At 60.3% G+C, this 22,714-nt stretch carries 27 protein-coding genes; 11 read left to right on the top strand and 16 right to left on the bottom strand.

The window, feature by feature from the left end; translation table 11 throughout:
- Positions 1-27 precede the first annotated feature (27 nt).
- On the bottom strand, positions 28-471 hold the full coding sequence (locus LC094_RS13265; protein WP_226553267.1) for a hypothetical protein: 444 nt from the start codon (positions 469-471) through the stop codon (positions 28-30).
- Between the two features lie 70 nt (positions 472-541).
- Between LC094_RS13265 and LC094_RS13260 the strand changes: the two genes are divergently transcribed.
- On the top strand, positions 542-982 hold the full coding sequence (locus tag LC094_RS13260; RefSeq protein ID WP_226553266.1) for a MarR family winged helix-turn-helix transcriptional regulator: 441 nt from the start codon (positions 542-544) through the stop codon (positions 980-982).
- On the opposite strand, the gene LC094_RS13255 is transcribed toward LC094_RS13260, so the two are convergent.
- The 13 genes from LC094_RS13255 to LC094_RS13195 form a co-directional block, all read right to left on the bottom strand.
- A complete protein-coding gene (locus LC094_RS13255; protein WP_226553265.1) occupies positions 979-1,755 on the bottom strand; it encodes an enoyl-CoA hydratase-related protein in 777 nt (258 codons plus the stop codon). The genes LC094_RS13260 and LC094_RS13255 overlap by 4 nt on opposite strands.
- 93 nt (positions 1,756-1,848) lie before the next feature.
- On the bottom strand, positions 1,849-2,418 hold the full coding sequence (locus LC094_RS13250) for a DUF2087 domain-containing protein (RefSeq protein ID WP_226553264.1): 570 nt from the start codon (positions 2,416-2,418) through the stop codon (positions 1,849-1,851).
- 223 nt (positions 2,419-2,641) lie between these two features.
- Positions 2,642-3,091, bottom strand: coding sequence for a cytochrome c-type biogenesis protein (locus LC094_RS13245; RefSeq protein WP_226553263.1), 450 nt, complete (start codon positions 3,089-3,091; stop codon positions 2,642-2,644).
- Positions 3,088-5,058, bottom strand: coding sequence for a heme lyase CcmF/NrfE family subunit (locus LC094_RS13240; protein WP_226553262.1), 1,971 nt, complete (start codon positions 5,056-5,058; stop codon positions 3,088-3,090). Before LC094_RS13240 ends, LC094_RS13245 begins: the two co-directional genes overlap by 4 nt.
- Positions 5,059-5,233: 175 nt before the next feature.
- Positions 5,234-5,656 (bottom strand): hypothetical protein, encoded by a 423-nt coding sequence (locus LC094_RS13235; RefSeq protein ID WP_226553261.1) that lies wholly within the window; start codon positions 5,654-5,656, stop codon positions 5,234-5,236.
- Positions 5,653-5,799 carry a hypothetical protein gene (locus LC094_RS13230; protein ID WP_226553260.1) on the bottom strand — a complete coding sequence of 49 codons (147 nt, stop codon included), beginning with the start codon at positions 5,797-5,799 and terminating at the stop codon, positions 5,653-5,655. The genes LC094_RS13235 and LC094_RS13230 overlap by 4 nt, the downstream gene beginning before the upstream one ends.
- Positions 5,796-5,981, bottom strand: coding sequence for a hypothetical protein (locus LC094_RS13225; RefSeq protein WP_217703200.1), 186 nt, complete (start codon positions 5,979-5,981; stop codon positions 5,796-5,798). Before LC094_RS13225 ends, LC094_RS13230 begins: the two co-directional genes overlap by 4 nt.
- Positions 5,974-6,570 carry a holin family protein gene (locus tag LC094_RS13220; protein WP_226553259.1) on the bottom strand — a complete coding sequence of 199 codons (597 nt, stop codon included), beginning with the start codon at positions 6,568-6,570 and terminating at the stop codon, positions 5,974-5,976. The genes LC094_RS13225 and LC094_RS13220 overlap by 8 nt, the downstream gene beginning before the upstream one ends.
- Positions 6,561-7,172 carry a holin-associated N-acetylmuramidase gene (locus LC094_RS13215; protein ID WP_226553258.1) on the bottom strand — a complete coding sequence of 204 codons (612 nt, stop codon included), beginning with the start codon at positions 7,170-7,172 and terminating at the stop codon, positions 6,561-6,563. The genes LC094_RS13220 and LC094_RS13215 overlap by 10 nt, the downstream gene beginning before the upstream one ends.
- Before the next feature lie 103 nt (positions 7,173-7,275).
- Positions 7,276-7,725: a cytochrome c maturation protein CcmE gene (ccmE, locus tag LC094_RS13210; RefSeq protein ID WP_226553309.1), complete on the bottom strand. Its 450-nt coding sequence runs from the start codon at positions 7,723-7,725 to the stop codon at positions 7,276-7,278.
- A gap of 41 nt (positions 7,726-7,766) precedes the next feature.
- Complete coding sequence (gene argC, locus LC094_RS13205) at positions 7,767-8,795, bottom strand: N-acetyl-gamma-glutamyl-phosphate reductase (protein WP_226553257.1); 1,029 nt, start codon at positions 8,793-8,795, stop codon at positions 7,767-7,769.
- A 121-nt stretch (positions 8,796-8,916) separates the two neighbouring features.
- Positions 8,917-9,729 (bottom strand): glutamate racemase, encoded by an 813-nt coding sequence (locus LC094_RS13200; protein ID WP_226553256.1) that lies wholly within the window; start codon positions 9,727-9,729, stop codon positions 8,917-8,919.
- A gap of 1 nt (position 9,730) precedes the next feature.
- Positions 9,731-10,699 carry a lysophospholipid acyltransferase family protein gene (locus LC094_RS13195; protein WP_226553255.1) on the bottom strand — a complete coding sequence of 323 codons (969 nt, stop codon included), beginning with the start codon at positions 10,697-10,699 and terminating at the stop codon, positions 9,731-9,733.
- Positions 10,700-10,939: 240 nt separating this feature from the next.
- On the opposite strand from LC094_RS13195, the gene LC094_RS13190 reads away from it, so the two are divergent.
- The 5 genes from LC094_RS13190 to grxD all read left to right on the top strand — a co-directional run bounded on the left by LC094_RS13190 (position 10,940) and on the right by grxD (position 15,660).
- Complete coding sequence (locus LC094_RS13190; RefSeq protein ID WP_226553254.1) at positions 10,940-11,848, top strand: LysR family transcriptional regulator; 909 nt, start codon at positions 10,940-10,942, stop codon at positions 11,846-11,848.
- Positions 11,849-12,204: 356 nt separating this feature from the next.
- Complete coding sequence (gene purL / locus LC094_RS13185) at positions 12,205-14,364, top strand: phosphoribosylformylglycinamidine synthase subunit PurL (RefSeq protein ID WP_226553253.1); 2,160 nt, start codon at positions 12,205-12,207, stop codon at positions 14,362-14,364.
- A gap of 72 nt (positions 14,365-14,436) precedes the next feature.
- On the top strand, positions 14,437-14,922 hold the full coding sequence (locus tag LC094_RS13180) for a hypothetical protein (RefSeq protein WP_226553252.1): 486 nt from the start codon (positions 14,437-14,439) through the stop codon (positions 14,920-14,922).
- Positions 14,923-14,987: 65 nt separating this feature from the next.
- Complete coding sequence (locus LC094_RS13175) at positions 14,988-15,218, top strand: BolA family protein (RefSeq protein WP_167602179.1); 231 nt, start codon at positions 14,988-14,990, stop codon at positions 15,216-15,218.
- Positions 15,219-15,300: 82 nt separating this feature from the next.
- Complete coding sequence (gene grxD / locus LC094_RS13170) at positions 15,301-15,660, top strand: Grx4 family monothiol glutaredoxin (protein ID WP_226553251.1); 360 nt, start codon at positions 15,301-15,303, stop codon at positions 15,658-15,660.
- A gap of 194 nt (positions 15,661-15,854) precedes the next feature.
- Here grxD and LC094_RS13165 read toward each other — a convergent pair whose 3' ends face one another.
- Both LC094_RS13165 and LC094_RS13160 read right to left on the bottom strand, forming a co-directional pair.
- On the bottom strand, positions 15,855-16,268 hold the full coding sequence (locus LC094_RS13165) for a cell division protein ZapA (RefSeq protein WP_226553250.1): 414 nt from the start codon (positions 16,266-16,268) through the stop codon (positions 15,855-15,857).
- Positions 16,269-16,271: 3 nt separating this feature from the next.
- A complete protein-coding gene (locus tag LC094_RS13160; RefSeq protein WP_226553249.1) occupies positions 16,272-16,838 on the bottom strand; it encodes a hypothetical protein in 567 nt (188 codons plus the stop codon).
- 384 nt (positions 16,839-17,222) lie between these two features.
- Between LC094_RS13160 and tkt the strand changes: the two genes are divergently transcribed.
- From tkt to gap (LC094_RS13135), 5 genes are all read left to right on the top strand, one after another.
- Positions 17,223-19,244: a transketolase gene (tkt, locus tag LC094_RS13155; protein WP_226553248.1), complete on the top strand. Its 2,022-nt coding sequence runs from the start codon at positions 17,223-17,225 to the stop codon at positions 19,242-19,244.
- A 137-nt stretch (positions 19,245-19,381) separates the two neighbouring features.
- Positions 19,382-19,918, top strand: coding sequence for an NADPH-dependent FMN reductase (locus tag LC094_RS13150; protein WP_226553247.1), 537 nt, complete (start codon positions 19,382-19,384; stop codon positions 19,916-19,918).
- Between the two features lie 214 nt (positions 19,919-20,132).
- On the top strand, positions 20,133-21,131 hold the full coding sequence (gene gap, locus LC094_RS13145; protein ID WP_226553246.1) for a type I glyceraldehyde-3-phosphate dehydrogenase: 999 nt from the start codon (positions 20,133-20,135) through the stop codon (positions 21,129-21,131).
- 177 nt (positions 21,132-21,308) lie between these two features.
- Positions 21,309-21,452, top strand: coding sequence for a glyceraldehyde-3-phosphate dehydrogenase (locus LC094_RS13140; protein ID WP_226553245.1), 144 nt, complete (start codon positions 21,309-21,311; stop codon positions 21,450-21,452).
- A 151-nt stretch (positions 21,453-21,603) separates the two neighbouring features.
- Entirely contained in the window at positions 21,604-22,605 is a 1,002-nt protein-coding gene (gene gap, locus LC094_RS13135; protein WP_226553244.1) for a type I glyceraldehyde-3-phosphate dehydrogenase, read from the top strand.
- Positions 22,606-22,714: the final 109 nt, after the last annotated feature.

The raw sequence follows: 22,714 nt of genomic DNA, 5'->3' as shown, positions 1-22,714 counted from the left end.
AGTATTTATGGCAACAAAGGAAACGGGTTATGCCGTGAGCGCGCGGCGGCGCGTGAGGCGCAGGCCGTCCCTCATGTTGAGGCCCAGAAGCGTGATATTGGCGGCGCCGGCCAAAAGTTCGAGGGTTTGGACGGCCCAATAGAGCGGCCCACCCTGCCCCTGCATCGCGAGCGGCAGGAGGATCAGCGCGGCGGGCACTAGGAAGACAATGCCGTTGAAGGCGATGAGCTTCATGCGCTTTTGTTTGGCGCCGATCAGGGCCCCGCGCATGTTTTGGCCGAGCTGGCTGCCGGACACCCCGGTCAGGATCAGCATTGGAATGAGCGCCAGAAGCCCCCAGGCGATGCCGGTTTTTGCCATGACGATCAGGTATTTATCCCCGATCACGATGGTGGTGACAGTGGCGGTCCAGAAGGTGGCGATGATCAAAAGGGCGGCCGCGCCGAAGGCGGCGTGAAGTTTTGGCAGCATGGTGAGTCTCCACATGGATAGCTTGCTATATATATTTGCATAGCAAGCTATATTGTGAAAAACAAGTTGCATGACAGAGACCAACTTCTCCCGCATTCAGTCCGAAGGCTATCAGGTCAACCACATGGCCCGGCTTTTTATCCGCGCCATTCAGGATCGGATCAAACCGCTGGGCCTCTCCACGGGGACCTTTCCGGTGATGCTGGCGCTTTGGGAAAAAGAAGGGCAAACCCAGCGCGAGCTGGTGCAGGAACTGGGCGTCGAACAGGCGACCATGGCCAACACGCTGTCGCGGATGGAGCGCGACGGTTTGGTAATCCGGCGCGCCCATGAGGCGGACGCGCGGGTGCAGACCGTCTGGCTGACGGAACGCGCACGCGGACTGAGAGACCCCGCGATCCGCGCCGCCACAGAGGTCAACGATCTGGCGACCCAAGGCATGAGCGAGCAGCAGCGGGACGATTTCACCACGCTGATGGCACAGGTGATCGCAAATCTGTCAGAGGCTTAACGCCCTTCGTAGTGAGGCTTGCGTTTTTCAAGGAAGGCCATGACGCCCTCTTTGAAATCGCGGGTCTGACCGCAGCGGTTTTGCAGCTTGGCCTCCAGCGCCAGTTGGTCTTTCAATGTGTTGTCATAGGAGGCATGCATAGCCTCTTTGAGATGACGGTAGGAGACCGTCGGACCTTTGGCGAGATACCCCGCCCGCGCGCGCCAATGGGCCTCGAAATCGGCATCCTCGACGGCCTCATAAATCATGCCCCACTGCGCGGCCTGTGCGGCGGTGATTTCATCGGCGAAGAGCGAGGCGCCCATGGCGCGGGCCAGCCCGACGAGACGCGGCAACATATAGGTGCCGCCTGCGTCAGGGATGAGACCGATGCGGGAGAAAGCCTGAAGGAAGACGGCGGACTGCGTGGCGATCACCACATCGCAAGAGAGCGCCAGAGAGGCCCCTGCGCCTGCCGCCGTGCCATTGACGGCAGCGATGGTAGGCACCGGGCTGTCGTGAATCGCATGCACCATCGGTTCATATTCATCGCGCAGCGTGCGTTCGAGATCGGCGGTCGCGGCATCGACCCCGTCGCCCAAATCCTGCCCCGAACAAAAGGCGCGGCCCTCACCGGTCAGAACGATCACGCGGGCGGATTTCGAGGCATCGCGCACCGCATGGGTGATCTCCGCCCGCATCTGGGTGTTGAGCGCATTCATCACCTCCGGGCGATTGAGCGTCACCACGGCGACGTCATGGGTTTGCTCAAAGCGGATGGTCTCGTAATGCATGCGTCTCTCTCCCTCTCGGTTGCGCTCAAGATAAGGAGCCCCGCGCAGAAAGGAAGAGAGACGCCCCGTCACAGCGGGAATTTGTCTGTCGACTTAAAGCCCCAAGACAGCAGAGGCGCGCTCTGGCACCTCTGGGTTTGCCTCGCGACGACGTGTGACGGCGCGGATCACGGCCTTTGCGGTCTCGTCCGGCTCGGCCTCAAGACGGCGGTAGACAGAGCCATCAAGCGTGCGCTCCAACAACCCGTCCTCGATCAAAGAGCGCCGGATTTGCGCAGGGTCGCGAAACACCGTCATGCTGTCGAAAAGCGCCGAGATTTCACGCTCGGTGAACTCTTTGCGTGACGGCACCTGCGCCCAGAGCGCCCAAAGACAATGCTGACGCACTTTGCGTTTGGTCGACCAAGAGGTCATCAGACCGGCCTCATCAAACCGCGCCAAGGCCCGCGTGACGGCGCGGCCTTCGGCGGGCGTCACGGGACCCGCGCCGGTTTGAGTGGCTTTGAGGTGTTGAAAATTGCGATAGCCGCCGGCGCGCGCGATGGCGTTCAAGAGGCTTTGGTGGCCGGGGGCCTCGGGATGGCCCTCGCCAAATTCGGATTTCAGCGCACGCGCGAAGGCGGACACATCGGGAAGGGTGAGGGAAATACACTCACGAGTCATCGGTTTTCTCCGTTGATCGCGTCTCGAAACTTGCGGGGAGCTGCCCTTGCCACGCGGGTGACGCGCGGAAATTACCGGATGGTGATATATCAAAGCAGGTTCAGCATGGCCCGAAGGCTGGCAGCGACTCGGTGAACTGTGGACCGTTGATCCAGATATAGAAAACCCGCCGAGGTCTGTCCAGCGGCGGGGTTTTTGAGTATTTTTGGCAGCAAAGGAAACGCTAATCGTTCATCAGCCGCGCGAGGCGGGCCTCTTCATCCTCGGTCAGATCGGCGACCTCGGGTTCTTTGCCGCGACGACGGATGAAGGTGAGGCCGATGATCAGCGCGAGGATCAGCATGACCGGCCCGGCGATCCACAGGAGTTTGTTTGCACCGGTGAGGGTCGGTTTCAGCAGGACGAATTCGCCGTAACGATCCACCACATAGTCCACCACCTCGTCGTTCGTGTCCCCCGCCACAAGGCGTTCGCGCACCAGAAGGCGCAGGTCTTTGGCCAATTCGGCGTTGGATTCGTCGATGTTTTCATTGCGGCAGACGAGGCAGCGCAGGCCCTGGGAAATGTCACGCGCGCGGGACTCCATGGCAGGGTCCTGGAGGACTTCGTCGGGTTGCACCGCAAGCGTTGGCGTGGCGGTCAGAAGGGCGAGGACGAGGAGCAGGTATTTCATTCTGCGGGCACTCCCTTGGGCGCGGTTTCGGCTTTGCGCGCACCTACGGCGACGCGGTAGCGACGGTCGGTGAGCGACAGGAAACCGCCGATGGCCATGATGATCGTGCCGCCCCAAATCCAGTTCGCCAGAGGTTTGATATAGGTGCGCACCGCCCAGCCGCCGTTGGATTGCACATCCCCGATCACAAGGTAGACGTCGCGCAGGAAACCATTGTCGATCCCGGCCTCAGTGGTCGGCATTTGCGCCACCGGGTAGGAGCGTTTTTCGGGGTGGAGCGTGGCGACTTTCTTGTCGCCTTCGAAGACGCCCATGGTCGCCATGGTGGTGATGTAGTTCGGGCCTTGGGCGCGGTCGACACTCTCGAGCGCGATGGTGTAGCCCGCCACCTCAAAGGTCTCGCCGACCTGCACGACGCGGATGTCTTCGACGGTCCAGGCGGTCAGACCCGCGATGCCTGCCATGGTGACGCCAAGCCCGCCATGGGCCAAAAGACGCCCCCAATCAGCGCGCGGCAGACGTGTAAGACGGCCAAGGTTCATGGTCTTGCCGGTGCGCAGGAGAATGTCCTGAATAGCGCCCGCGACAAGCCATGTGCCAAGGGCAAGACCAATGGGACCAAGGAGAGATTTCTCGGTCTGGATCGACCAAACGAGGCCCATGACCGCAACGGCGAGGATAATCGAGGGGATGAGTTTTTTGACAGTCGCCCCCAGTTTCGCGCGCTTCCACGGCAGGATCGTACCAATCGGCAAGAGCACCGCCAGCACCACGAAGAAGGGCGTGAAGGCGGCGTCGAAGAACGGCGGGCCGACGGAGAGTTTCCGCTCCCAAAAGGCTTCGGCCACGAGCGGCCAGATGGTGCCGATGAAGACCACAAGCGACGACACAGCCAGAAGGATGTTGTTGATCACCAAGGCGCTTTCACGCGAGACGACGGAGAAGACGCCCTTGGCCTGCATCACGCTGGCGCGGAAGGAAAAGAGCGTCAAAGCGCCGCCCATGAAGATGGCGAGGATCAAGAGGATGAACACGCCGCGCTCCGGGTCGTTGGCGAAGGCGTGGACGGAGGTGATCACGCCCGAGCGCACGAGGAAGGTGCCGATCAGCGAGAAGCCGAAGGCCATGATTGCCAAGAGTATGGTCCAGCTTTTGAGCGTCTCTCGTTTCTCGACCACAATGGCGGAGTGCAAAAGCGCGGCAGCAAAGAGCCAAGGCATGAAGGAGGCGTTTTCCACCGGATCCCAGAACCAGAAGCCGCCCCAGCCCAGCTCGTAATAGGCCCACCAAGAGCCAAGACCGATACCGATGGTCAAAAACACCCATGCCGCCAAGGTCCAGGGCCGCACCCAGCGTCCCCAAGCCGCGTCCACACGGCCCTCAAGCAGGGCAGCGACAGCGAAGGAGAAAGTCATCGAGAGGCCGACGTAGCCGAGGTAGAGAAACGGCGGGTGGAAGGCGAGACCGGGGTCTTGCAGCAGAGGATTGAGATCCTGCCCATCCATCGGCGGCCATTCAAGACGCAGAAACGGGTTCGAGGTGAAGAGGATAAATGCCAGAAACGCCACCCCGATGGAGCCCTGAATGCCGATCACACGGGCCCGGAGCGTGGCGGGAATGTTCTGGCCGAAAAGTGCCGCAGCACCCCCGAAAAGCGCCAGGATCAACACCCACAACAGCATCGACCCCTCGTGGTTGCCCCAAACGCCGGAGACCTTGTAGAGCATCGGTTTGAGGGTGTGAGAGTTCTCGACCACGACCTTCAGCGAGAAATCCGAGGTCACGAAGGCATAGGTCAGCGCGCCAAAGGAAAAGGCGATCAGCACAAGCTGGATCATCGCCGCAGGTTCCCCCACGGCCATCAACGCCCGGTTGCGGGTCTGTGCGCCCCAAAGCGGCAAAACGGTTTGGGCGATGGCCACGATAAAGGCCATGACCAGAGCGAAATGTCCGAGTTCTACAAGCATAGGCGCCTCCCTGTTGGGCTTAGTTCTACCCGGTTGGAAAGGCTGCGCCAATGGGCTGCGCGCCGATGTCGCAAGGAAATGAACGAAGGTCGTAGGGTCGGTGCAGAAGGCAGCACATAAAGGAAAGGGGCCAGTGCGGCCCCCTTCCCCGTCTCTTCCCACCACCCCGCGTGCCTTACAGCAGCAACAGGACCCCAAAAGAGACAAGCAACGCGCCCAGAACCGGCCAGAGGAAACTCAGCCCCGAGAGGCCGAAACTGCCCTGTATCACCGAAAAGTGAAGCACCGCTCCCGCAATCAACAAGGACAGAAACACGAAAAGCATCGCCGCCTCCATGCCCCAAAAGGGGCTCTGCGCGATCTGCATGGCCCACCACCAGCCAATCGTCAGACCCGATCCCGCCCAGGACAAAGACATGCCCAGCGCCAAAGGCGTCGCCCGCACCTGCCACAGCCAGAGAAATGTGGCCGAGATCATCAAGGCCATGAGCGCAATCGCCCCATAGGCCAGCAACAGCGCCTGCTCCAACCCGAGGGCCGCCACCGCCATCCCGGCCGCCGCCAAGACAAGGCCGTAAAGTGTCATCACCTGTTTCATTGTTCCAACATCTCCTTGACGACAGCGTCCAAAGCGGCCGCCGCCTCCCGGTTCCGTTTCAAAGCCTTGCTCAGCGCCTCGCCGAGCCAAAGCTCCCGCAATTTCTGCCAAAGCCGCCGCATGAGACACGTCATTTCCGTCATCCCCATGTCCCTCGCGGCAGCCGCTCGCGGATCATCGTGGTCATCTCCACAAGGATCTGCGTGTTCTTGTCGAGCACCGCGCGGGTCGCCAGATCCTTTTGCACATCCCGGTAAAGCAGGAAGAACACCATCAGGACCCAAGGCCCATGCTCAGAGAGCGCGCGCACCAGAACATCACTCATCACGGCCCTCCCTCCACGCCAAAAGCGCAGGATTGGGCGCCTCTGCCCCCGGCACCTCAATGGGCTCCACCGGCGCCGCATCCCAGGGTGTTGCCCCCGACACACCGGCGCCATTTGCCCCGGCCTCCAGCGCCTTGAGCGCTGCGATATTCGCCGTGACCTTCGGCGCCTGCGCCACAGTCGCGGCGACAGAGCGTTGAAATTCCTGCGACTTCACCTGATAGCGCGCGCCGAAATAGAACGACACGATGGTGCCCAACAGCCACCACAGAGGCTCCGGGACAAGCGCGATGCCCTGCATCCGCGACGCGAACCAGATCGGATCGACCATGGCCGAAATGCAAAGCCCGATGGTGCCAAAAGCCATCAGCGGGCGCGGTACGCGATTGAGCGCATCCATGAAGCGGTCGAAATAGCCTTTGCGCTCCATGGCGAATTCGGAGGCGAATTGCTGCAAAGCCGCCGCGCGTGTCTTCGCTTCCCGGTCGGCAGAGTTTTCCGAGTTCTCGAAAAACACCTCCGCCGTGTCGCGGATCATATTGCGCCCGTCGCCAAAGAGCAGTTCGAACAGTTTTCCAATCAACCCCATGTCGCCACCCGGGCGGCATGCTCGGCCTCCGTCAGGTGATAGCGCGGGGAAATGAACTCTTCGGCGCGGGTGATCCAGCCGCCCTTGCCGCCATCCCGCCGCCGGGCATATTTGCGCGAACTCGGACGACGATCCGCCAAGGCGTAGTAGTAATTGCGCCGCGCAATGCCGTAAGCGTCCGCCAGATAGGCCGGGGCCAGAGATTGCGCGATAAAGGACGCTTCGATCGTCTGCGGCCCGATGCCACCGTCAATGGCGATGCGTTGCCCCATCTCGTTCAAAAGCCGCTGCAAAATCCGCACCGCATTGGCGCCCGCGTTGACATACATGTCGAAAACGCTCGCCTGCAGCACCGGCGGCAACTCGTCGATCCGGGGTCTGTGAAAGTAATGTTCGACAAAGATGTCGCGCGCTTTGGCCCGGGTCAGCCGTTTCACATCGACCTCATTCACCCGGCCATTGCCGTCCAGATCAATCCCCAGACGCTGCAACGTCCCGAGCGTGACCCCGTAGTTCGTGGCCCCGCCCGGATCGTCCGGGTCGTTGACGTAGCCGCCCTCGCGGGCGACGATCTCCATCGCGATTTGCTGTACTGTTTTCATGTGCCTCAATCCCACCAAATTGATGGATTGAAGCTGACGCAAAAAGGTTAACGCGCGTGGAAATCACCGCGCGCGTCTGGATTTACGATTTATTCAGAAGGCGTTAGCTCTCAGACTCCTCATAAACGCCTCTCTCCTTCAAAGTATCTATTACTTCTTTCGGCATATAAGTTTCATCGTGCTTTGCCAAAATCGTCTCTGCGTAGAATACGCCATCCCGATATCTACCTTTGGCGATTGTCCCCTGTCCTTCAGAGAAAAGATCAGGTGCAGGGTCTTTGCCAACATAGTTCACTGGAATGGAAGCAACAGTATCAGTGATAACAAACGAAAATTGCACCCCATTCACGGGCCCTATGGAATCTTCAGCAACCAACCCGCCGAGCTGAAAAAACTCTCGCTCGCTTGGCGGCTCGGCTAAAACCTCTGACGGGTCGCGGTAGAGGTTGATCCCGTCGCGGAACGCGTAGCCGATCAGAGAAACGGAGACCAACAACGCCACAGTGGCGATGGCGAACACCTGAATGCGGCGTTTCTTTTTAAGGTTCTTCAAACCGGCCATGGGGTCTCCTCCTCAGGTCCCTGAATTGCAGCTTACGGATACATGGGCACGTTCATGAGGCCCATGGTCTCATCAAGGCCCAGCATCAGGTTGGCGTTCTGGATCGCCTGACCGGACGAGCCTTTGGTCAGGTTATCAAGCGCGGCGATCACTATGGTGCGCCCCGGAATGCGGTCTTCCACCACGCCGATGTGACAGAAATTCGAACCGCGCACCTGTTTCATCGCGGGCACTTGGCCATAGGGCAGCACTTGGATGAAGGGCTCGTTCATATAGGCATCGGCCAGCGCGTAATGCACGGCTGCGGCCTCGCCCTGCACGTAAGCCGTGGCGAGGATGCCGCGGGTGGCGGGCACGAGGTGCGGCGTGAACTGGATGCGGACATCGCGTCCGGCCACTTTAGAGAATTCCTGATCGAATTCGCCCAAATGCCGGTGCTTGCCGCCGACAGAGTAACCGAAAGCGTTGTCTTCCAACTCGCCGTACAAAAGATGTTCTTTCAAAGACCGACCGGCGCCGGAGACGGCCACCTTCAGATCCAGAATGATCTGGTCGAGATCAATCACACCGGCGGCAATCAGAGGCCGCAAAACGAACTGCCCCGTCGCGGCGTTACAGCCGGTGCCCGCGACCAGACGCGCGGCTTTGATGTCTTCGCGGTAGAATTCGGTCAGGCCATAGACCGCCTCGCCCTGCAATTCGACCGCCGAATGCGGCTTGCCGTACCATTTTTCGTACTCGGCAGGATCGCGCAGACGGAAGTCGGCGGAGAGGTCCACCACTTTGGTCGTCGGCGGCAAATCCTTAATCACCGCTTGCGAGGTCGCATGCGGCAGCGCGCAGAACGCCAGATCGACCGTCGCGAAATCAATGTCTTCGATCTTGCAGAGCGCAGGCAGGTCCATGTGACGCAGATGCGGATAGACCTCGCTCATGTCCATGCCTGCCTTGCGGTCACCCGAAAGCGCCACGATCTCCATCATCGGATGGGTCGCGATCAAGCGGACAAGTTCGGCGCCCGTATAGCCGGAGGCACCCAGAATGGCGATTTTATAGGTCATGTCGGTCGTCTCTCATATGAGCTCGGCACTGCCTTTGATCGGGCGCAAGCCTGAGCGCTTAATTTAGAAGAATTCTGATTTTATCGCAATTGCGACGGGTCACCGCAGGGCAAACTGCCCATCACGCTTTGATGAACTCGACTTTTCGTCGCAGGAATTGCGTGGCTCCTCGGGACACTTTCGCCGGATCGCCCGTGGTCAGGAACATCGACTCGGTGCCCGACCCGATCATCTGCGGGTGACGTTTCAGGTAATCATCCAGTGACGAGGCCACCAGATTTGCCTGACTGAACACCTTCACATCCGTGCCCAAAGCATCCTGAAACGCCTCCTCCATCATCGGATAATGGGTACAGCCCAGAATGGCCGCGTCGGGCGTCGGCATCTTGCGTTTGAGCGCGTCAACGTGCGAGCGCACCAGCGCATCGGCGAGGATCATGTCGCCGTCTTCGATCGCGTCAACCACACCGCCACAAGCTTGCGCCTCGACATCCACGCCGATGGCGCGAAACGCCAATTCGCGCTGAAACGCCCGCGAGGCAACCGTGGCAGGAGTCGCAAACAGCGCCACATGTTTCACATCGACCTCACGCGGCGGCGAATTGTCACCCCACTGCCGTTCGGTCAGCGCCTCGATCAGCGGCACGAAAACCCCCAGCACACGTTTATCGCGCGGGATCCAGCTTTCCTGCATCCTCCGCAAAGCCGCCGCAGAGGCGGTATTACACGCGAGGATCACGAGATCACAGCCTGCCTCCCAAAGCCGCTCCACGGCAGCCGTCGTCAGATTGTAAATGTCATCCGCTGTGCGCACCCCATAAGGCGCATGCGCATTGTCACCGAAATAGACGAGCGGCACGTCCGGCAGACGTTTCGACACCGCGTCATAGACCGTCAACCCGCCCAAACCACTGTCAAAAATACCGACTGCCATCTCAATACCGATCCTTCAGGCCCTGTCGGACCTTTGCGCCATGTTTCGCTTCGAATTCAAAGCCCAGCCCGGCCTTCACCAAAGGCTTTGACGATAGTGAATAGGTCTCGGCGCGCAGAAAATCCATCAACTTTTTCGCATCCCCGCGGAATTCGGCCAGACGCTCCGGCCCGATGGGCGCGCCAATCGCCACCCGCACCGGCGCGCCGAGGCTGCGGCGGAACTCCCGGATCAACAACCCCATCCGCAAAGTCGCGTGCAGATGGCTTGCCAATTGGAACAGTCGCGAATTGGCCCCGTCGAAAAAGATCGGCACCACCGTGGCGCCTGATTTCGCCACCATTTTCGCGGTAAACGCCCGCCAACCAGGATCCAGCGGCGGCCCCAAAGGCTTCGCCGAGGTCGACACCGTGCCCCCCGGGAAAATGCCGATACAACCGCCGTCGCTGAGATAGCGCAACGCCTCCTTGCGGGTCTCCAGATTGAGCGCCACCGCCTCTTTGGTCTCCTCGAAAGAAATCGGTAAAATCACCCGGTCGATGTCCTCGGCCTTCTTGAACACCCGATGCGCCAGAATGCGAAAATCGCCGCGTGCCAGCGACAGGATATGCCCCAGCATCAGCCCATCGAGAATGCCGTAGGGGTGATTTGCGACCACGATCAGCGGGCCTTGCGCCGGGATATTGCCCAAACTGCCCCGAATGACCTCAAGGCTTAGCCCGTAGCGTTCCGCCATCACCGCCCAGAAATCACGCCCCGCGGCGACCTCTGCATCGTAGCCCTCTGCGCGTCGGATCACCCCCAACCGCCCGGTGGCGTTCTCCATCACCCGGATCAAAACACGGCCTGATCGCGTCGCCGCAGAACTGGCATAGGAAATGTCGCGCGTCGCCCGTCCAGCGTCGAAAACCGCGCGCTTGCCCGTCGCGTGCTCTGGCGAAGGGCCGACCTCCTGAGCTTTGACATCCATGCTTTGATCCTCCCCGATCGTCACGAAAACGATATGAAAAATCCGCATCAAGGCCAAGCCGGAGCCGCACAAAGCACGTCGCCCGAAAAATTTGCAAATGCTCAACTTTCCTGCGGTAATTTGTGTTGGCGCAAAGCATTTTGCTTGCGATCCGGACAAAAAAAACGAAAGAAGCGGCCAAAACGCGCCGTCAGCCCCTATATTGTGTAAAATGACGGTAAATCGAAGCAGGTGATGGGTATGGATTGGGACAAACTGAGAATTTTTCACGCGGTTGCGGACGCAGGATCGCTCACGCATGCGGGGGATACCCTGCATTTGAGCCAGTCCGCCGTGTCGCGCCAAATTCGCGCGCTCGAAGAATCGCTCTCCACCACCCTGTTTCACCGTCACGCCCGCGGGCTGATTCTGACCGAACAGGGCGAATTGCTCTTTGAGGCCACCCGTTCGATGGCGAAACGTCTCGACGCCGCCGCCGCGCGCATTCGCGACAGCGAGGAAGAGGTTTACGGCGAGTTGCGGGTGACCTCCGCGACCGGCTTTGGCACGCTCTGGCTCGCGCCGCGCCTGTCCAAGCTTTATGACAAATACCCCGATCTCAAGATCGACCTGATGCTCGAAGAGCGCGTGCTCGACCTGCCAATGCGCGAGGCCGACGTTGCCATTCGGATGAAAGAGCCGTCGCAGGCCGATCTGATCCGCAAACGCCTGATGAACATTCGCATGCGCCTGTTTGCCACTGAGGAATATCTCGAAAAGAACGGCACCCCCGCGACTGTCGACGACCTCTCGAGCCATCGCCTGATCTGTCAGAACCCGAATGCGCATCAGGTCGCCGCCGGCGCGCGTCTGGTCGAAGAGTTGAACGAACATGACATTCGCTCGAAACTCTTTGTGAACAACTATTTCGGCGTGTTGCAAGCCGTGCTGAACCACCTCGGCATTGGCGTCCTGCCCGATTACCTCGTGGAAAGCGCGCCGCATCTGGTGCGGGTGCTGCCCAATTTGGAAAGTGGCGAAGTGCCCGTGTTCCTCGCCTACCCCGAGGAATTGCGGCATTCGAAACGGATCGAAGTGTTCCGGGATTTCATCACCGAAGAGATCAACGCCCACCGTCGCAACATGCGCGACGAGGACGAGACCGCCTAAGCCACGCGCTGCTCCTTTGCCCGCCCTTTGACCTCAAGGCGCAGTTGCGCCTTGAGCGCTATGCGTTTTCTGCATGACAGCATTGCACTGCAATCGCAGAAAATCCCTTGAACGATTCATAAACTGCCCCTAAATGCAGCAATGAGGCCGCCAATTGAGGAAACTCTCGGCGGTTTTACCTCCCTGTTGGACTTAGGCCGAGCTTTGCTCGGCCTTTTTTTTGCTCTCGCATATAAATGAATGCTTTCGGCACCGCGCGGGCAAAGCACACCCTTTCCGACGCCATACCCCCTTCCCCCAAAGCCACAAACAGCCTAATAGGACGCCAAAGCGAAGCTGCCGTTTAGGGGACCCACATGACCGAGCCCACCATCACCGAAGAGATCATCGCCGCCCATGGCCTCAAACCCGACGAATACGCCGAGATCCTGCGCATTCTGAACCGGGAGCCGTCCTTCACGGAGCTTGGCATCTTTTCCGCGATGTGGAACGAGCACTGTTCCTATAAGTCCTCCAAGAAACACCTGCGCGGCCTGCCGACCTCTGGTCCGCAAGTCATCTGTGGCCCGGGCGAGAACGCAGGCATCGTCGACATCGGCGACGGCCAATGCGTGGTCTTCAAAATGGAAAGCCACAACCACCCCTCCTACATTGAGCCCTATCAAGGTGCTGCCACCGGCGTGGGCGGCATTCTGCGCGACGTCTTCACCATGGGGGCACGCCCCATCGCGGCGATGAACTCGCTCTCCTTCGGCGTCAAAGACCACAAGAAAACCAAACAGCTCGTCCACGGCGTCGTCGAAGGCGTCGGCGGCTACGGCAACTGTTTCGGCGTGCCGACCGTGGGCGGCGAAGTCCGCTTCCATGAAGCCTATAACGGCAACTGCCTTGTGAACGCTTTCGCGGCAGGTCTGGCAGACACCGACAAGATTTTCTACTCGGCGGCCTCTGGCGTCGGCATGCCCGTCGTCTACTTGGGCGCAAAAACCGGCCGTGATGGCGTCGGCGGCGCGACCATGGCGTCTGCCGAATTCGACGACACCATCGAGGACAAACGCCCCACCGTTCAGGTCGGCGATCCGTTCACCGAGAAATGCCTGATGGAAGCCACCCTTGAGTTGATGGCCACCGGCGCCGTGATCTCGATCCAAGACATGGGGGCCGCGGGCCTGACCTGTTCCGCCGTCGAAATGGGCGACAAAGGCCAACTCGGCATCCGCCTTGATCTCGAAAACGTGCCGCAGCGCGAAGAGAACATGACCGCCTATGAGATGATGCTCTCCGAGTCTCAGGAACGCATGCTCATGGTGCTGAAGCCCGAGAAAGAGGCCGAGGCCCGCGCCGTGTTTGAGAAATGGGATCTGGATTTTGCCATCGTCGGCGAAACCATCTCCGAGGACCGCTTCCTCATCATGCACAACGGCACCTGCATGGCCGACCTGCCGCTCTCGACACTCGCGTCCTCCGCGCCGGAATACGACCGTCCGTGGGTGCCGACACCTGCCGCAGAGCAAGTCGCCGACGTGCCGCAGATCGACGGCATTGACGGTCTCAAAGGCCTGCTCGCCTCGCCGAACTACGCCTCCAAAGCCTGGGTCTATGAGCAATATGACACCCAGGTCATGGCCGACACGGTGCGCAAACCGGGCCTCGGCGCGGGCGTGATCCGCGTGCATGACACCGGCAAAATGCTGGCCTTCACCTCTGACGTGACCCCGCGCTACGTCAAGGCGAACCCCATCGAGGGCGGCAAACAGGCGGTGGCCGAAGCCTACCGCAACCTTTCCGCTGTCGGCGCGAAACCTCTCGCGACCACCGACAACCTGAACTTCGGCAACCCCGAAAAGCCTGAAATCATGGGCCAATTCGTCGGCGCTCTGGACGGCATCGGCCAAGCCGTCGCCTTCCTCGACATGCCGATCGTGTCTGGCAACGTGTCGCTCTACAACGAGACCGACGGCGAAGGCATCCTGCCGACCCCGACCATCGGCGCCGTGGGCCTCATCGCCTCCGAGGACGACCTTATTTCCGGTCTGGCGCAGGACGGCGACGTCGCTGTGCTCATCGGCGAGACCAAAGGTCTGCTGGGTCAATCCGCGCTCCTCTATGAGGTGTTCAACCGCCAAGACGGCGACGCCCCGCATGTGGATCTGGCCGCCGAGAAACGCAACGGCGAGTTCATCCGTGCCAACGGCGCGCTGTTCAACGCCGTGACCGATTTGTCCGACGGCGGCCTCGCGCTTGCCGCCTTTGAAATGGCCGAAGAGGCCGGTGTCGGCGTGCATCTCGACGCAAGCGACACCGCGACGCTCTTTGGCGAAGATCAGGCCCGCTACCTCGTCGCCTGCTCCTTCGACCAAGCCGAAGCCCTCATGGCCGCCGCCGCCCAAGCCGGTGTGCCGCTGGCCACCGTCGGCAAGTTCACCGGTGACACGGTCAGCTTCGGCAGCTCCAGCGCACCTCTCTCCGAGCTTTCCGCCCTCTACCGCGGCACCTTCGGCGAGATTTTCGGCTAAGTTTCCTTTGCTGGACAAATACTCATTCAAAGGCCCGCTGATCTGGCGGGCCTTTTGCCTTATAAGAGCCTCATGACCACCCTCCCCGACCTCACCTCCGATTGTTCCCAATGCGCAGCCCTCTGCTGCGTCGGGCTGACGCTCGACAAGGGCGATCTGTTTTCCTTCGACAAACCGGCAGGCACGCCCTGCCCCAATCTCGATAGGCATCTCTGTTCGTGCCACGACCAGCTCGACGAGATCGGCAATCATGGCTGTGTTCTTTATGACTGCGCAGGCGCCGGGCAACGCGTCACGCAGCTGCGCTTCAACGGCGAAAGCTGGCGCGATGACCCGACACTTTTGCCCGCAATGATCCGGGATTTCGAGCGGCTCAAACCGCTGCACGAACGCATGAAACAGTTGATCGAGGCCGAAAGCCTTGCGTTGACCGAGAACTTGGAAGCAGAGCGCCAGCGTCTCCTGCGCAAATGCGCGCGTCTTTGGGCCGACACCCCCACGCTTACATCTGACTACGAGCAGTTCCTGAGCGACCTTGCACAGCAGACCCGCGCCTGAATGCTTGCAGGCCCGCGCAGCAGAGCTTACATTTCATTCCGACGACCAACCAAGGAGCGCCCTACATGGCCATCACCGCCACCGATATCGAACACCTGATCCGCGCAGGCTTCCCCGACGCCCAGATCATCGTTCAGGGAGATGACGGTCAGCATTTCGCCGCCGAAGTGATCGACGCTTCGTTCAAAGGCATGAACCGGGTGCAGCAACAACGCGCCGTGAATGCGACGCTGAAAGAAAAGCTCGCCAGCGGCGAGTTGCATGCGCTGGCTCTGACCACCCGCGCCCCCGAGTAAATACCGCTTACTGGCCACTCCGCGCCGAAGCCCTAATCTCATGTCGGCCCAGACTGCACCGACACCCGAAAGGAAAACGCCCATGTCCGCTCAGGAAACCATCCAGAAAACCGTCGACGACAATGATGTCGTGCTCTTCATGAAAGGCACCTCGCAGATGCCGCAATGCGGGTTCTCGTCGAAAGTGGCGGGCATCTTGAACTTCATGGGCGTCGAGTATCTCGACGTCAACGTGCTGGCCGATCAGGACATTCGTCAAGGGATCAAGGACTTCTCCGACTGGCCGACCATCCCGCAGCTTTACGTCAAAGGCGAATTCGTCGGCGGCTGTGACATCGTGATCGAAATGACGCTGTCTGGCGAGCTGGACCAGATGCTGGCCGACAAAGGCGTGGCCTTCGACACCGAAAAAGCCGACCAGATTCGCGCCGCGAACGTCTGAGCCGCTTCTTAAAGCGTTTTTCGTTTAATCTGAATCAGATTGAGCGAAAAACGTTGCGACACTGAATTGATCTTGCTGCATTTTTCAAAAATTGAGTGCCTCAAGTTTTTTGAAAAACGCTTTAGTCTGCAAAATACAAAAGGCGCACGTCTGTGCGCCTTTTTGCTGTCTTCTGCTTGAGCTTTCAGGCCTCCTCAGGCCTCGAAACGATCCGTCACGCCCAGACGCTCCTCAAACGCCGCCGCCATCGCCTCGGTCCGCGCCGCCATTTCGGCCAGCGTGTCCATGACCTCATTGGGCACCACAGGCACCTCGACCTTTTGCGGCTCGGGTTCAGGCCGCGCGCGCATTTCCTCGATCAAGGCTTCCTGCGCGCCAAGTTTGGCCTCGAGGTTGCGCATCTGCTCTTCCATGCCCGCGGTCTTATCCGCAAGCATCAAGCCCGCCATCAACAGCATCCGCTCAGCCGGCAGACGTCCGATCTGGCTCGACAGCACAGAGGCCTCATTGTCCAAAAGCTCGGCGGCGGATTTCAGGAAATGCTCTTCGCCGACCTGACAGGCCACATCGAAATCGCGTCCGCCAATGGAGATTTTCACTTCAGGCATCTCTTAATACTCCTCGCGCGGGGATTGGTCCGGTCCGGGCGCATCTGCCCCATGGCGCGACACCACAGCGCGCAGCTCGGTCAGGATCGCATCCAGTTCCGTGACATCGGATTCGCGCGCCACTCGCAGCGCCTCCACTTCGGCATGAAGCCCCGCATCGATCAGACCGGCATCGCCGACGCCTTCGGCATTGGCCGCCCTGAGCGCCGCGTTGTTGTCGCGCAGCTGGGTGTTCACATGGCGCAGTTTCTGCATCTCGCGGTCATGATCCATCAACTGGCGACGCAGGGTTTCGACCTCCACTTCAAGGGCCGCCACATGGCTTTCCTGACGGTCGTGAATCGCCTTCACCCGCTCTTCAAGCTGGCTGTTGACGGATTTTTCTTCCTCCAGAGCATCGTGCAGGCGGGCAATCTCGGCCTCTGCCGCCTCGCTGGCGATTCCTCCAACAGGGGCGCCATTGGCCGCTTCTGTGGCCGCCTCGGCACGCTCTTCGGCCACCGCCACCGCGCGCCCGATCCGCTCCAGCGCCGCCGTGATCCGGGCTTCGAAATCGGAAATCTCGCTCATTGCCGTCTACTCACACTCTGCTCAGTCTCTGTTGCAACGCCTCGCCTGCATCTTCATGCGGCCCCGACTTTGGAACAGGAAACTCGAAACTTCCTTTGTCCTCAAGGGCGAAGCGCAAAAAGCTCATCCGCGGGCACATCTGTTTTCTCTTGATTCGTGAGCCTAGCCTATAGGGCAGGATTTACCAATATGCGAAGGCAAAACCGGCAAAAACCGCCCGCCCGGCCCGCGTCACACCGTCTTGAAAGCGCCGCAAGCCCCCAATCTACCGCCTCGCGGCTTGCACTTTGGGCCAGTATCGTTATCAGAAGGCCCGAAAGGCCAGACATCGTGGCGTTCCGCACCGATTTCGGCCTCATACCGGAGCTATGAGGAGATCCGCCCGTGGACATCGCAACCCTGCGCGAGGCGCACCCCGATCACTGGATGCGTGCCGCCGCCATCCGCACCCTGACGCTCGATGCCGTCGCCGGTGCCAATTCCGGTCACTCTGGCATGCCGATGGGCATGGCCGATGTGGCCACCGTGCTGTTTGAAAAGCACCTGAAATTCGATGCCGCAGCACCGCTTTGGCCGGATCGTGACCGCTTCATCCTGTCGGCGGGCCACGGCTCCATGCTGATCTACTCCCTGCTCTATTTGACCGGCTACAAAGAGATGCCGCTCGAGCAGATCAAGAACTTCCGCCAGATGGGCGCGAAAACCGCCGGTCACCCGGAGAACTTCCTGCTGGATGGTGTTGAAACCACCACCGGTCCGCTGGGCCAAGGCATCTCCAACGCCGTCGGTTTCGCCATGGCTGAGGAATCGCTCCGCGCCCGTTTCGGGTCCAAGCTCCAGAACCACCACACCTATGTGATGGCCGGTGACGGCTGTCTCATGGAAGGTGTGTCGCAAGAAGCTATCGCGCTCGCCGGCCGTCAGAAACTCGGCAAGCTGATCGTCTTCTGGGACAACAACAACATCACTATCGACGGCACGGTGGACATCGCCGACCGCACCGATCAGGTGATGCGTTTCAAATCCGCTGGCTGGCATGTGCAGAGCATCGATGGTCATGACCCGGAACAGATCGACGCCGCCATCGAGGCTGCGAAGAAGTCCAAGAAACCGTCGATGATCGCCTGCAAAACCCACATCGCGCTGGGTCACGCCGCACAGGACACCTCCAAAGGCCACGGCGCCTTGACCGATGCCGACCAGCTGGCCGCCGCCAAAGCCGCTTATGGCGTCAACTGGGGCGCCTATCAGGTTGCCGACGACGTCAAATCCCAGTGGGAAGAGATCGGCGCGAAAGGCCGCGAAGACCGCGTCGCCTGGGAAGCCCGTTTCGAAGAGCAATCCGAGCGCCGTCAGGCCGAGTTCAACCGCGTCTTCGCGCTTGAGGCTCCGAAGAAACTCTCCGCCACGATCAAGGCGTTCAAGAAACAGATCTCCGAAGAGCAGCCGAAGCTGGCCACCCGGTCGTCCTCGCAAAAAGTGCTCGAAGTGATCAACCCGATCATGCCCGAGACCATCGGCGGCTCCGCTGACCTCACCGGCTCGAACAACACGTTGACCGGCGACATGGGGGTCTTTGACGAGACCAACCGCAAGGGCCGCTATGTCTATTACGGCATCCGCGAGCACGGCATGGCCGCCGCGATGAACGGCATGGCTCTGCACGGCGGTATCCGCCCCTACTCCGGCACCTTCTTCTGCTTCACCGATTACGCGCGCCCGGCGATGCGTCTCTCGGCTCTGATGCAGATTCCGGTGACCTATGTGATGACCCACGACTCCATCGGTCTGGGCGAAGACGGCCCGACTCACCAGCCGGTCGAGCATCTCGCCATCTGCCGTGCGACGCCGAACACGCTGACGATCCGTCCCTGTGACACGGTCGAGACCGCCGAGGCTTGGGAAATCGCACTCACCTCGCAAAAAACGCCCTCCGTCCTCGTTCTGACCCGCCAGAATGTCCCGACGCTGCGCACCGAGCACAAGATCAACAACCTCGTGTCCAAAGGCGCCTATGTGCTGGCCGAAGCCGAAGGTAAGCGTGAAGCGATCCTGATCGCCACCGGGTCCGAAGTGGCCATCGCCATGGAAGCTCGCAAAATCCTGCAAGACAACGGCATCGGCACCCGCGTCGTCTCCATGCCCTGTATGGAGTTGTTCGCAGAGCAAGACGAAGCCTACCGTCGCAAGGTCCTGCCCGCAGGTCCGGTGCGCGTTGGCGTCGAGGCCGCTGTGCGTGACGGCGGCTGGGACCGTTGGCTTTTGGGCGAGCGTGGCCGCGAAGCGAAACAGGCCTTTGTCGGCATGACCCGCTTTGGTGCCTCCGCACCGGCCGACGAGCTTTACGAAAAATTCGGTATCACCGCCGAAAACATCGTGGCTCAGGTCAAAGCACTTCTGGGCTAACGCGAACGCCCCTCCTTCGGGCGCGCTCGCAGGACAAAGACACAAAAAGCCCGCCCCAGCGCGGGCTTTTTCCTTTTCTTATAAAGGCATTCCCAGATGACCTTGACCCGGACGGGCCGCTGTCGTGATCTGCGCGCATGAACATCCTCGCCCTCTCCGGCAGCGCCCGCCGCGCCTCAACCAACACCGCCCTGCTCCGCAATCTCGCCGATGTCGCGCCCGATGGGATCGACATCACGGTCTTTGACCGCATCGCCGAGCTTCCGGTGTTTTCCCCCGACCTCGAACATCCGCGCCCGGCCTCCGTCGCCGCCTTTGCCGATCTTATCGCAGGCGCCGACGGGCTCATCCTCTGCGTCCCGGAATATGCCCGTGCGCTGCCCGGCGGGCTCAAGAATGCGCTCGATTGGCTGGTCTCCGGCGAAGAGCTGATCGCCAAACCCGTCGCCTTGGCCCATGCCTCACATCGTGGCGACGACATGCTCGCGGATTTGCGCCGGGTTCTGACGACCGTGACCTCGGCGTTTCAGCCGGACGTTTTCTTACGCTTGCCTCTGATGGGCCAATCCCCGGAAGAGATTACCGCCCTATTCGAACAGCCCGACACCCGACACAAGACGCGGGCCTTTCTCAACGCCTTCGCCAAGACGCTCCCCCCAAAGTCACAAATCTAATCGCAGTCGCGAAGCCACCCTTCTTTTGTCCTGAAATATCCCGGGGAGCACGAGGGGCTGGCCCCTCGTTTTGGCGCTGAAAACCTCATGAATGTTTGCGTTAACGAAAATGTTTTCGCTAACATGTTGGCGTTAAACACTTTTCTGAAATCGCACACCTTTGTATACGCCCCTCAAAGACCCACGCCAACCAGATCAAGCTTGGAGACTCATCATGACCATCAAACTCGGGATCAATGGCTTTGGCCGCATCGGGCGCTGTACTCTGGCGCATATCTCCGAAGCCGGACTCAATGAAGTGGAAGTGGTCAAGATCAACGCCACCGGCCCCATCGAGACCAACGCGCACCTCTTGAAATACGATTCGGTCCATGGTCGCTTCAACGGCTCCGTCAAAGTGGCGGGCAACACCATGGATCTGGGCCAGGGCCCGATCGAAGTGATGTCCACCTACAATCCCGAAGAGCTGGATTGGGAAGGTGTCGATGTCGTGCTCGAATGCTCCGGCAAGTTCAACGATGGCGAAAAATCCGCCATTCACCTGCGCAATGGCGCCAAAAAAGTGCTGATTTCCGCGCCCGCGACCAATGTCGCGCGCACCGTGGTCTTTGGCGTGAACCACCGCGATATTCTGGCCGAAGATAAAATCATCTCCAACGGGTCGTGCACCACCAACTGCCTCGCGCCGCTGGCGAAAGTGCTGAACGATGGCATCGGCATCGAGAGCGGCATCATGACCACGATCCACTCCTACACCGGCGACCAGTCCACCCATGACCGCCGCCACAAGGATCTGTATCGCGCCCGCGCCGCCTCCATGGCGATGATCCCGACCTCGACGGGTGCCGCCAAAGCACTGGGGCTCGTTCTGCCGGAACTCAAAGGCAAGCTGGACGGCACCTCGATTCGCGTGCCGACCCCGAACGTCTCCTGTGTCGATCTGACCTTCCAGGCCTCCAAAGACGTCACCGTCGCCGATGTGAACGAGGTCGTGCGCGAAGCCGCCGCCGGTCACATGGGCGCCGTGCTGGGCTATGACCCGGAGCCGAAGGTCTCCATCGACTTCAACCACACCACCGAGTCGTCGATCTTCGCCCCCGACCAGACCAAAGTCGTTGGCCGCACCGTGCGCGTGCTCGCTTGGTACGACAACGAATGGGGCTTCTCGGCACGTATGGCCGATGTCGCCGCCGCCATGGGCCGCCTGTCCTAAGGACAAGGCCCAATACGGGGCGGAGGAAGAGGAGCCTCCGTCCTGTCTCTTTTTTCAACACCGCTTTGAGGTCCAAAGGGCAACCTTTGGGCCCTTTTCCGCTTTTTTTGATCTGCCCCCTTTTTTTCTTCACACCCCTGACGCATTGTGCCTGCAAGACAGACAAAAGCGTAGAACATGACCAACTCAATCGCCGTCGGGCTTGCCATCGTAATCGTGATCGCGCTCGGCTTGGATTTTGGCCTCACGGGAGGGGCGGGATCGCTCTTTCTGGCAAAAGAAATCCTGCGGTTGATCCATTGGATGGCGTTCTGGCGCTGATTTAAGGTTTTTCATGGCGTTCCCTCTCAGGTAGCGCTAACAGTGTGGAACTGATGTCAATCAGAGGGCTGAAAACCGGCCCAAAGATATTATGAGCGAGAGAACACCCTCCCCGTTCTCTCACCAGCCATCGCGTCAAGGAGGTGCTGACATGGCCGTGAAAGTTGCAATCAATGGATTTGGGCGTATCGGGCGTAACGTATTGCGCGCCATCATCGAATCGGGCCGGACCGATGTCGAGGTGGTGGCGATCAACGATCTGGGCCCGGTGGAAACCAACGCCCACCTGTTGCAGTTCGATAGCGTGCATGGCCGTTTCCCGGTCGAGGTGAAATTCACCGAAGACACCATCGACGCCGGTCGTGGCCCGATCAAGGTAACCGCCATCCGCAACCCCGAAGATCTGCCTTGGGGGGATGTGGACATTGCGCTGGAGTGCACCGGCATTTTCACCGCTAAGGAAAAAGCTGCCCTGCACCTCAAGAACGGGTCCAAACGCGTTCTGGTCTCCGCCCCCGCCGCTGGCGCCGACAAGACCGTCGTCTTCGGCGTGAACGACGACGTGCTGACCGCCGATGACATCGTTGTGTCCAACGCCTCCTGCACCACCAACTGCCTCTCACCGGTCGTCAAAGTGCTGAACGACGAGATTGGCATTGTCAAAGGTTTCATGACCACGATCCACAGCTACACCGGTGACCAGCCGACGCTCGACACGATGCACAAAGACCTGTATCGCGCCCGCGCCGCCGCCCTGTCGATGATCCCGACCTCCACCGGTGCCGCAAAAGCCGTGGGTCTGGTGCTTCCGGAACTCGCCGGCAAGCTAGACGGTGTCGCGATCCGCGTGCCGACCCCGAACGTCTCTGTCGTCGACCTGACCTTCGAGGCCGCCCGCGACACGACCGTCGAAGAGATCAACGAGAAAATCCGCGCCGCCGCAAATGGCCCGCTCAAAGGCATCCTCGGCTTCACCGACCGCAAGCTCGTGTCTTCGGATTTCAACCACGATCCGCACAGCTCGATCTTCCACACCGATCAGACCAAAGTCATGGAAGGCACCATGTGCCGCATTCTGACTTGGTATGACAACGAATGGGGCTTCTCGAACCGTATGGCCGATACGGCTGTCGCCATGAGCAAGTTCCTCTGAGGCACGCTGACGCGGCGGGGGGAAAGCTCCGCCTGCGTCGGAGCTTTTGAACCGTATGGCAGACACGGCTATCGCCATGAGCAAGTTCCTCTAAAAACGCCATAAGTTA

The organism is Celeribacter naphthalenivorans, assembly GCF_020524585.1.
GTDB classification, from domain to species: domain Bacteria; phylum Pseudomonadota; class Alphaproteobacteria; order Rhodobacterales; family Rhodobacteraceae; genus Celeribacter; species Celeribacter naphthalenivorans.
This window is presented reverse-complemented; position numbering and strand designations above follow the sequence as displayed.

What these genes read in the sequence shown, in the direction of transcription:
- LC094_RS13265 (WP_226553267.1), bottom strand. Translation starts at nt 471, where the DNA reads ATGCTGCCAAAACTTCACGCCGCCTTCGGCGCGGCCGCCCTTTTGATC.
- LC094_RS13260 (WP_226553266.1), top strand. Translation starts at nt 542, where the DNA reads ATGACAGAGACCAACTTCTCCCGCATTCAGTCCGAAGGCTATCAGGTC.
- LC094_RS13255 (WP_226553265.1), bottom strand. Translation starts at nt 1,755, where the DNA reads ATGCATTACGAGACCATCCGCTTTGAGCAAACCCATGACGTCGCCGTG.
- LC094_RS13250 (WP_226553264.1), bottom strand. Translation starts at nt 2,418, where the DNA reads ATGACTCGTGAGTGTATTTCCCTCACCCTTCCCGATGTGTCCGCCTTC.
- LC094_RS13245 (WP_226553263.1), bottom strand. Translation starts at nt 3,091, where the DNA reads ATGAAATACCTGCTCCTCGTCCTCGCCCTTCTGACCGCCACGCCAACG.
- LC094_RS13240 (WP_226553262.1), bottom strand. Translation starts at nt 5,058, where the DNA reads ATGCTTGTAGAACTCGGACATTTCGCTCTGGTCATGGCCTTTATCGTG.
- LC094_RS13235 (WP_226553261.1), bottom strand. Translation starts at nt 5,656, where the DNA reads ATGAAACAGGTGATGACACTTTACGGCCTTGTCTTGGCGGCGGCCGGG.
- LC094_RS13230 (WP_226553260.1), bottom strand. Translation starts at nt 5,799, where the DNA reads ATGACGGAAATGACGTGTCTCATGCGGCGGCTTTGGCAGAAATTGCGG.
- LC094_RS13225 (WP_217703200.1), bottom strand. Translation starts at nt 5,981, where the DNA reads ATGAGTGATGTTCTGGTGCGCGCGCTCTCTGAGCATGGGCCTTGGGTC.
- LC094_RS13220 (WP_226553259.1), bottom strand. Translation starts at nt 6,570, where the DNA reads ATGGGGTTGATTGGAAAACTGTTCGAACTGCTCTTTGGCGACGGGCGC.
- LC094_RS13215 (WP_226553258.1), bottom strand. Translation starts at nt 7,172, where the DNA reads ATGAAAACAGTACAGCAAATCGCGATGGAGATCGTCGCCCGCGAGGGC.
- argC (WP_226553257.1), bottom strand. Translation starts at nt 8,795, where the DNA reads ATGACCTATAAAATCGCCATTCTGGGTGCCTCCGGCTATACGGGCGCC.
- LC094_RS13200 (WP_226553256.1), bottom strand. Translation starts at nt 9,729, where the DNA reads ATGGCAGTCGGTATTTTTGACAGTGGTTTGGGCGGGTTGACGGTCTAT.
- LC094_RS13195 (WP_226553255.1), bottom strand. Translation starts at nt 10,699, where the DNA reads ATGGATGTCAAAGCTCAGGAGGTCGGCCCTTCGCCAGAGCACGCGACG.
- LC094_RS13190 (WP_226553254.1), top strand. Translation starts at nt 10,940, where the DNA reads ATGGATTGGGACAAACTGAGAATTTTTCACGCGGTTGCGGACGCAGGA.
- purL (WP_226553253.1), top strand. Translation starts at nt 12,205, where the DNA reads ATGACCGAGCCCACCATCACCGAAGAGATCATCGCCGCCCATGGCCTC.
- LC094_RS13180 (WP_226553252.1), top strand. Translation starts at nt 14,437, where the DNA reads ATGACCACCCTCCCCGACCTCACCTCCGATTGTTCCCAATGCGCAGCC.
- LC094_RS13175 (WP_167602179.1), top strand. Translation starts at nt 14,988, where the DNA reads ATGGCCATCACCGCCACCGATATCGAACACCTGATCCGCGCAGGCTTC.
- grxD (WP_226553251.1), top strand. Translation starts at nt 15,301, where the DNA reads ATGTCCGCTCAGGAAACCATCCAGAAAACCGTCGACGACAATGATGTC.
- LC094_RS13165 (WP_226553250.1), bottom strand. Translation starts at nt 16,268, where the DNA reads ATGCCTGAAGTGAAAATCTCCATTGGCGGACGCGATTTCGATGTGGCC.
- LC094_RS13160 (WP_226553249.1), bottom strand. Translation starts at nt 16,838, where the DNA reads ATGAGCGAGATTTCCGATTTCGAAGCCCGGATCACGGCGGCGCTGGAG.
- LC094_RS13150 (WP_226553247.1), top strand. Translation starts at nt 19,382, where the DNA reads ATGAACATCCTCGCCCTCTCCGGCAGCGCCCGCCGCGCCTCAACCAAC.
- gap (WP_226553246.1), top strand. Translation starts at nt 20,133, where the DNA reads ATGACCATCAAACTCGGGATCAATGGCTTTGGCCGCATCGGGCGCTGT.
- LC094_RS13140 (WP_226553245.1), top strand. Translation starts at nt 21,309, where the DNA reads ATGACCAACTCAATCGCCGTCGGGCTTGCCATCGTAATCGTGATCGCG.
- gap (WP_226553244.1), top strand. Translation starts at nt 21,604, where the DNA reads ATGGCCGTGAAAGTTGCAATCAATGGATTTGGGCGTATCGGGCGTAAC.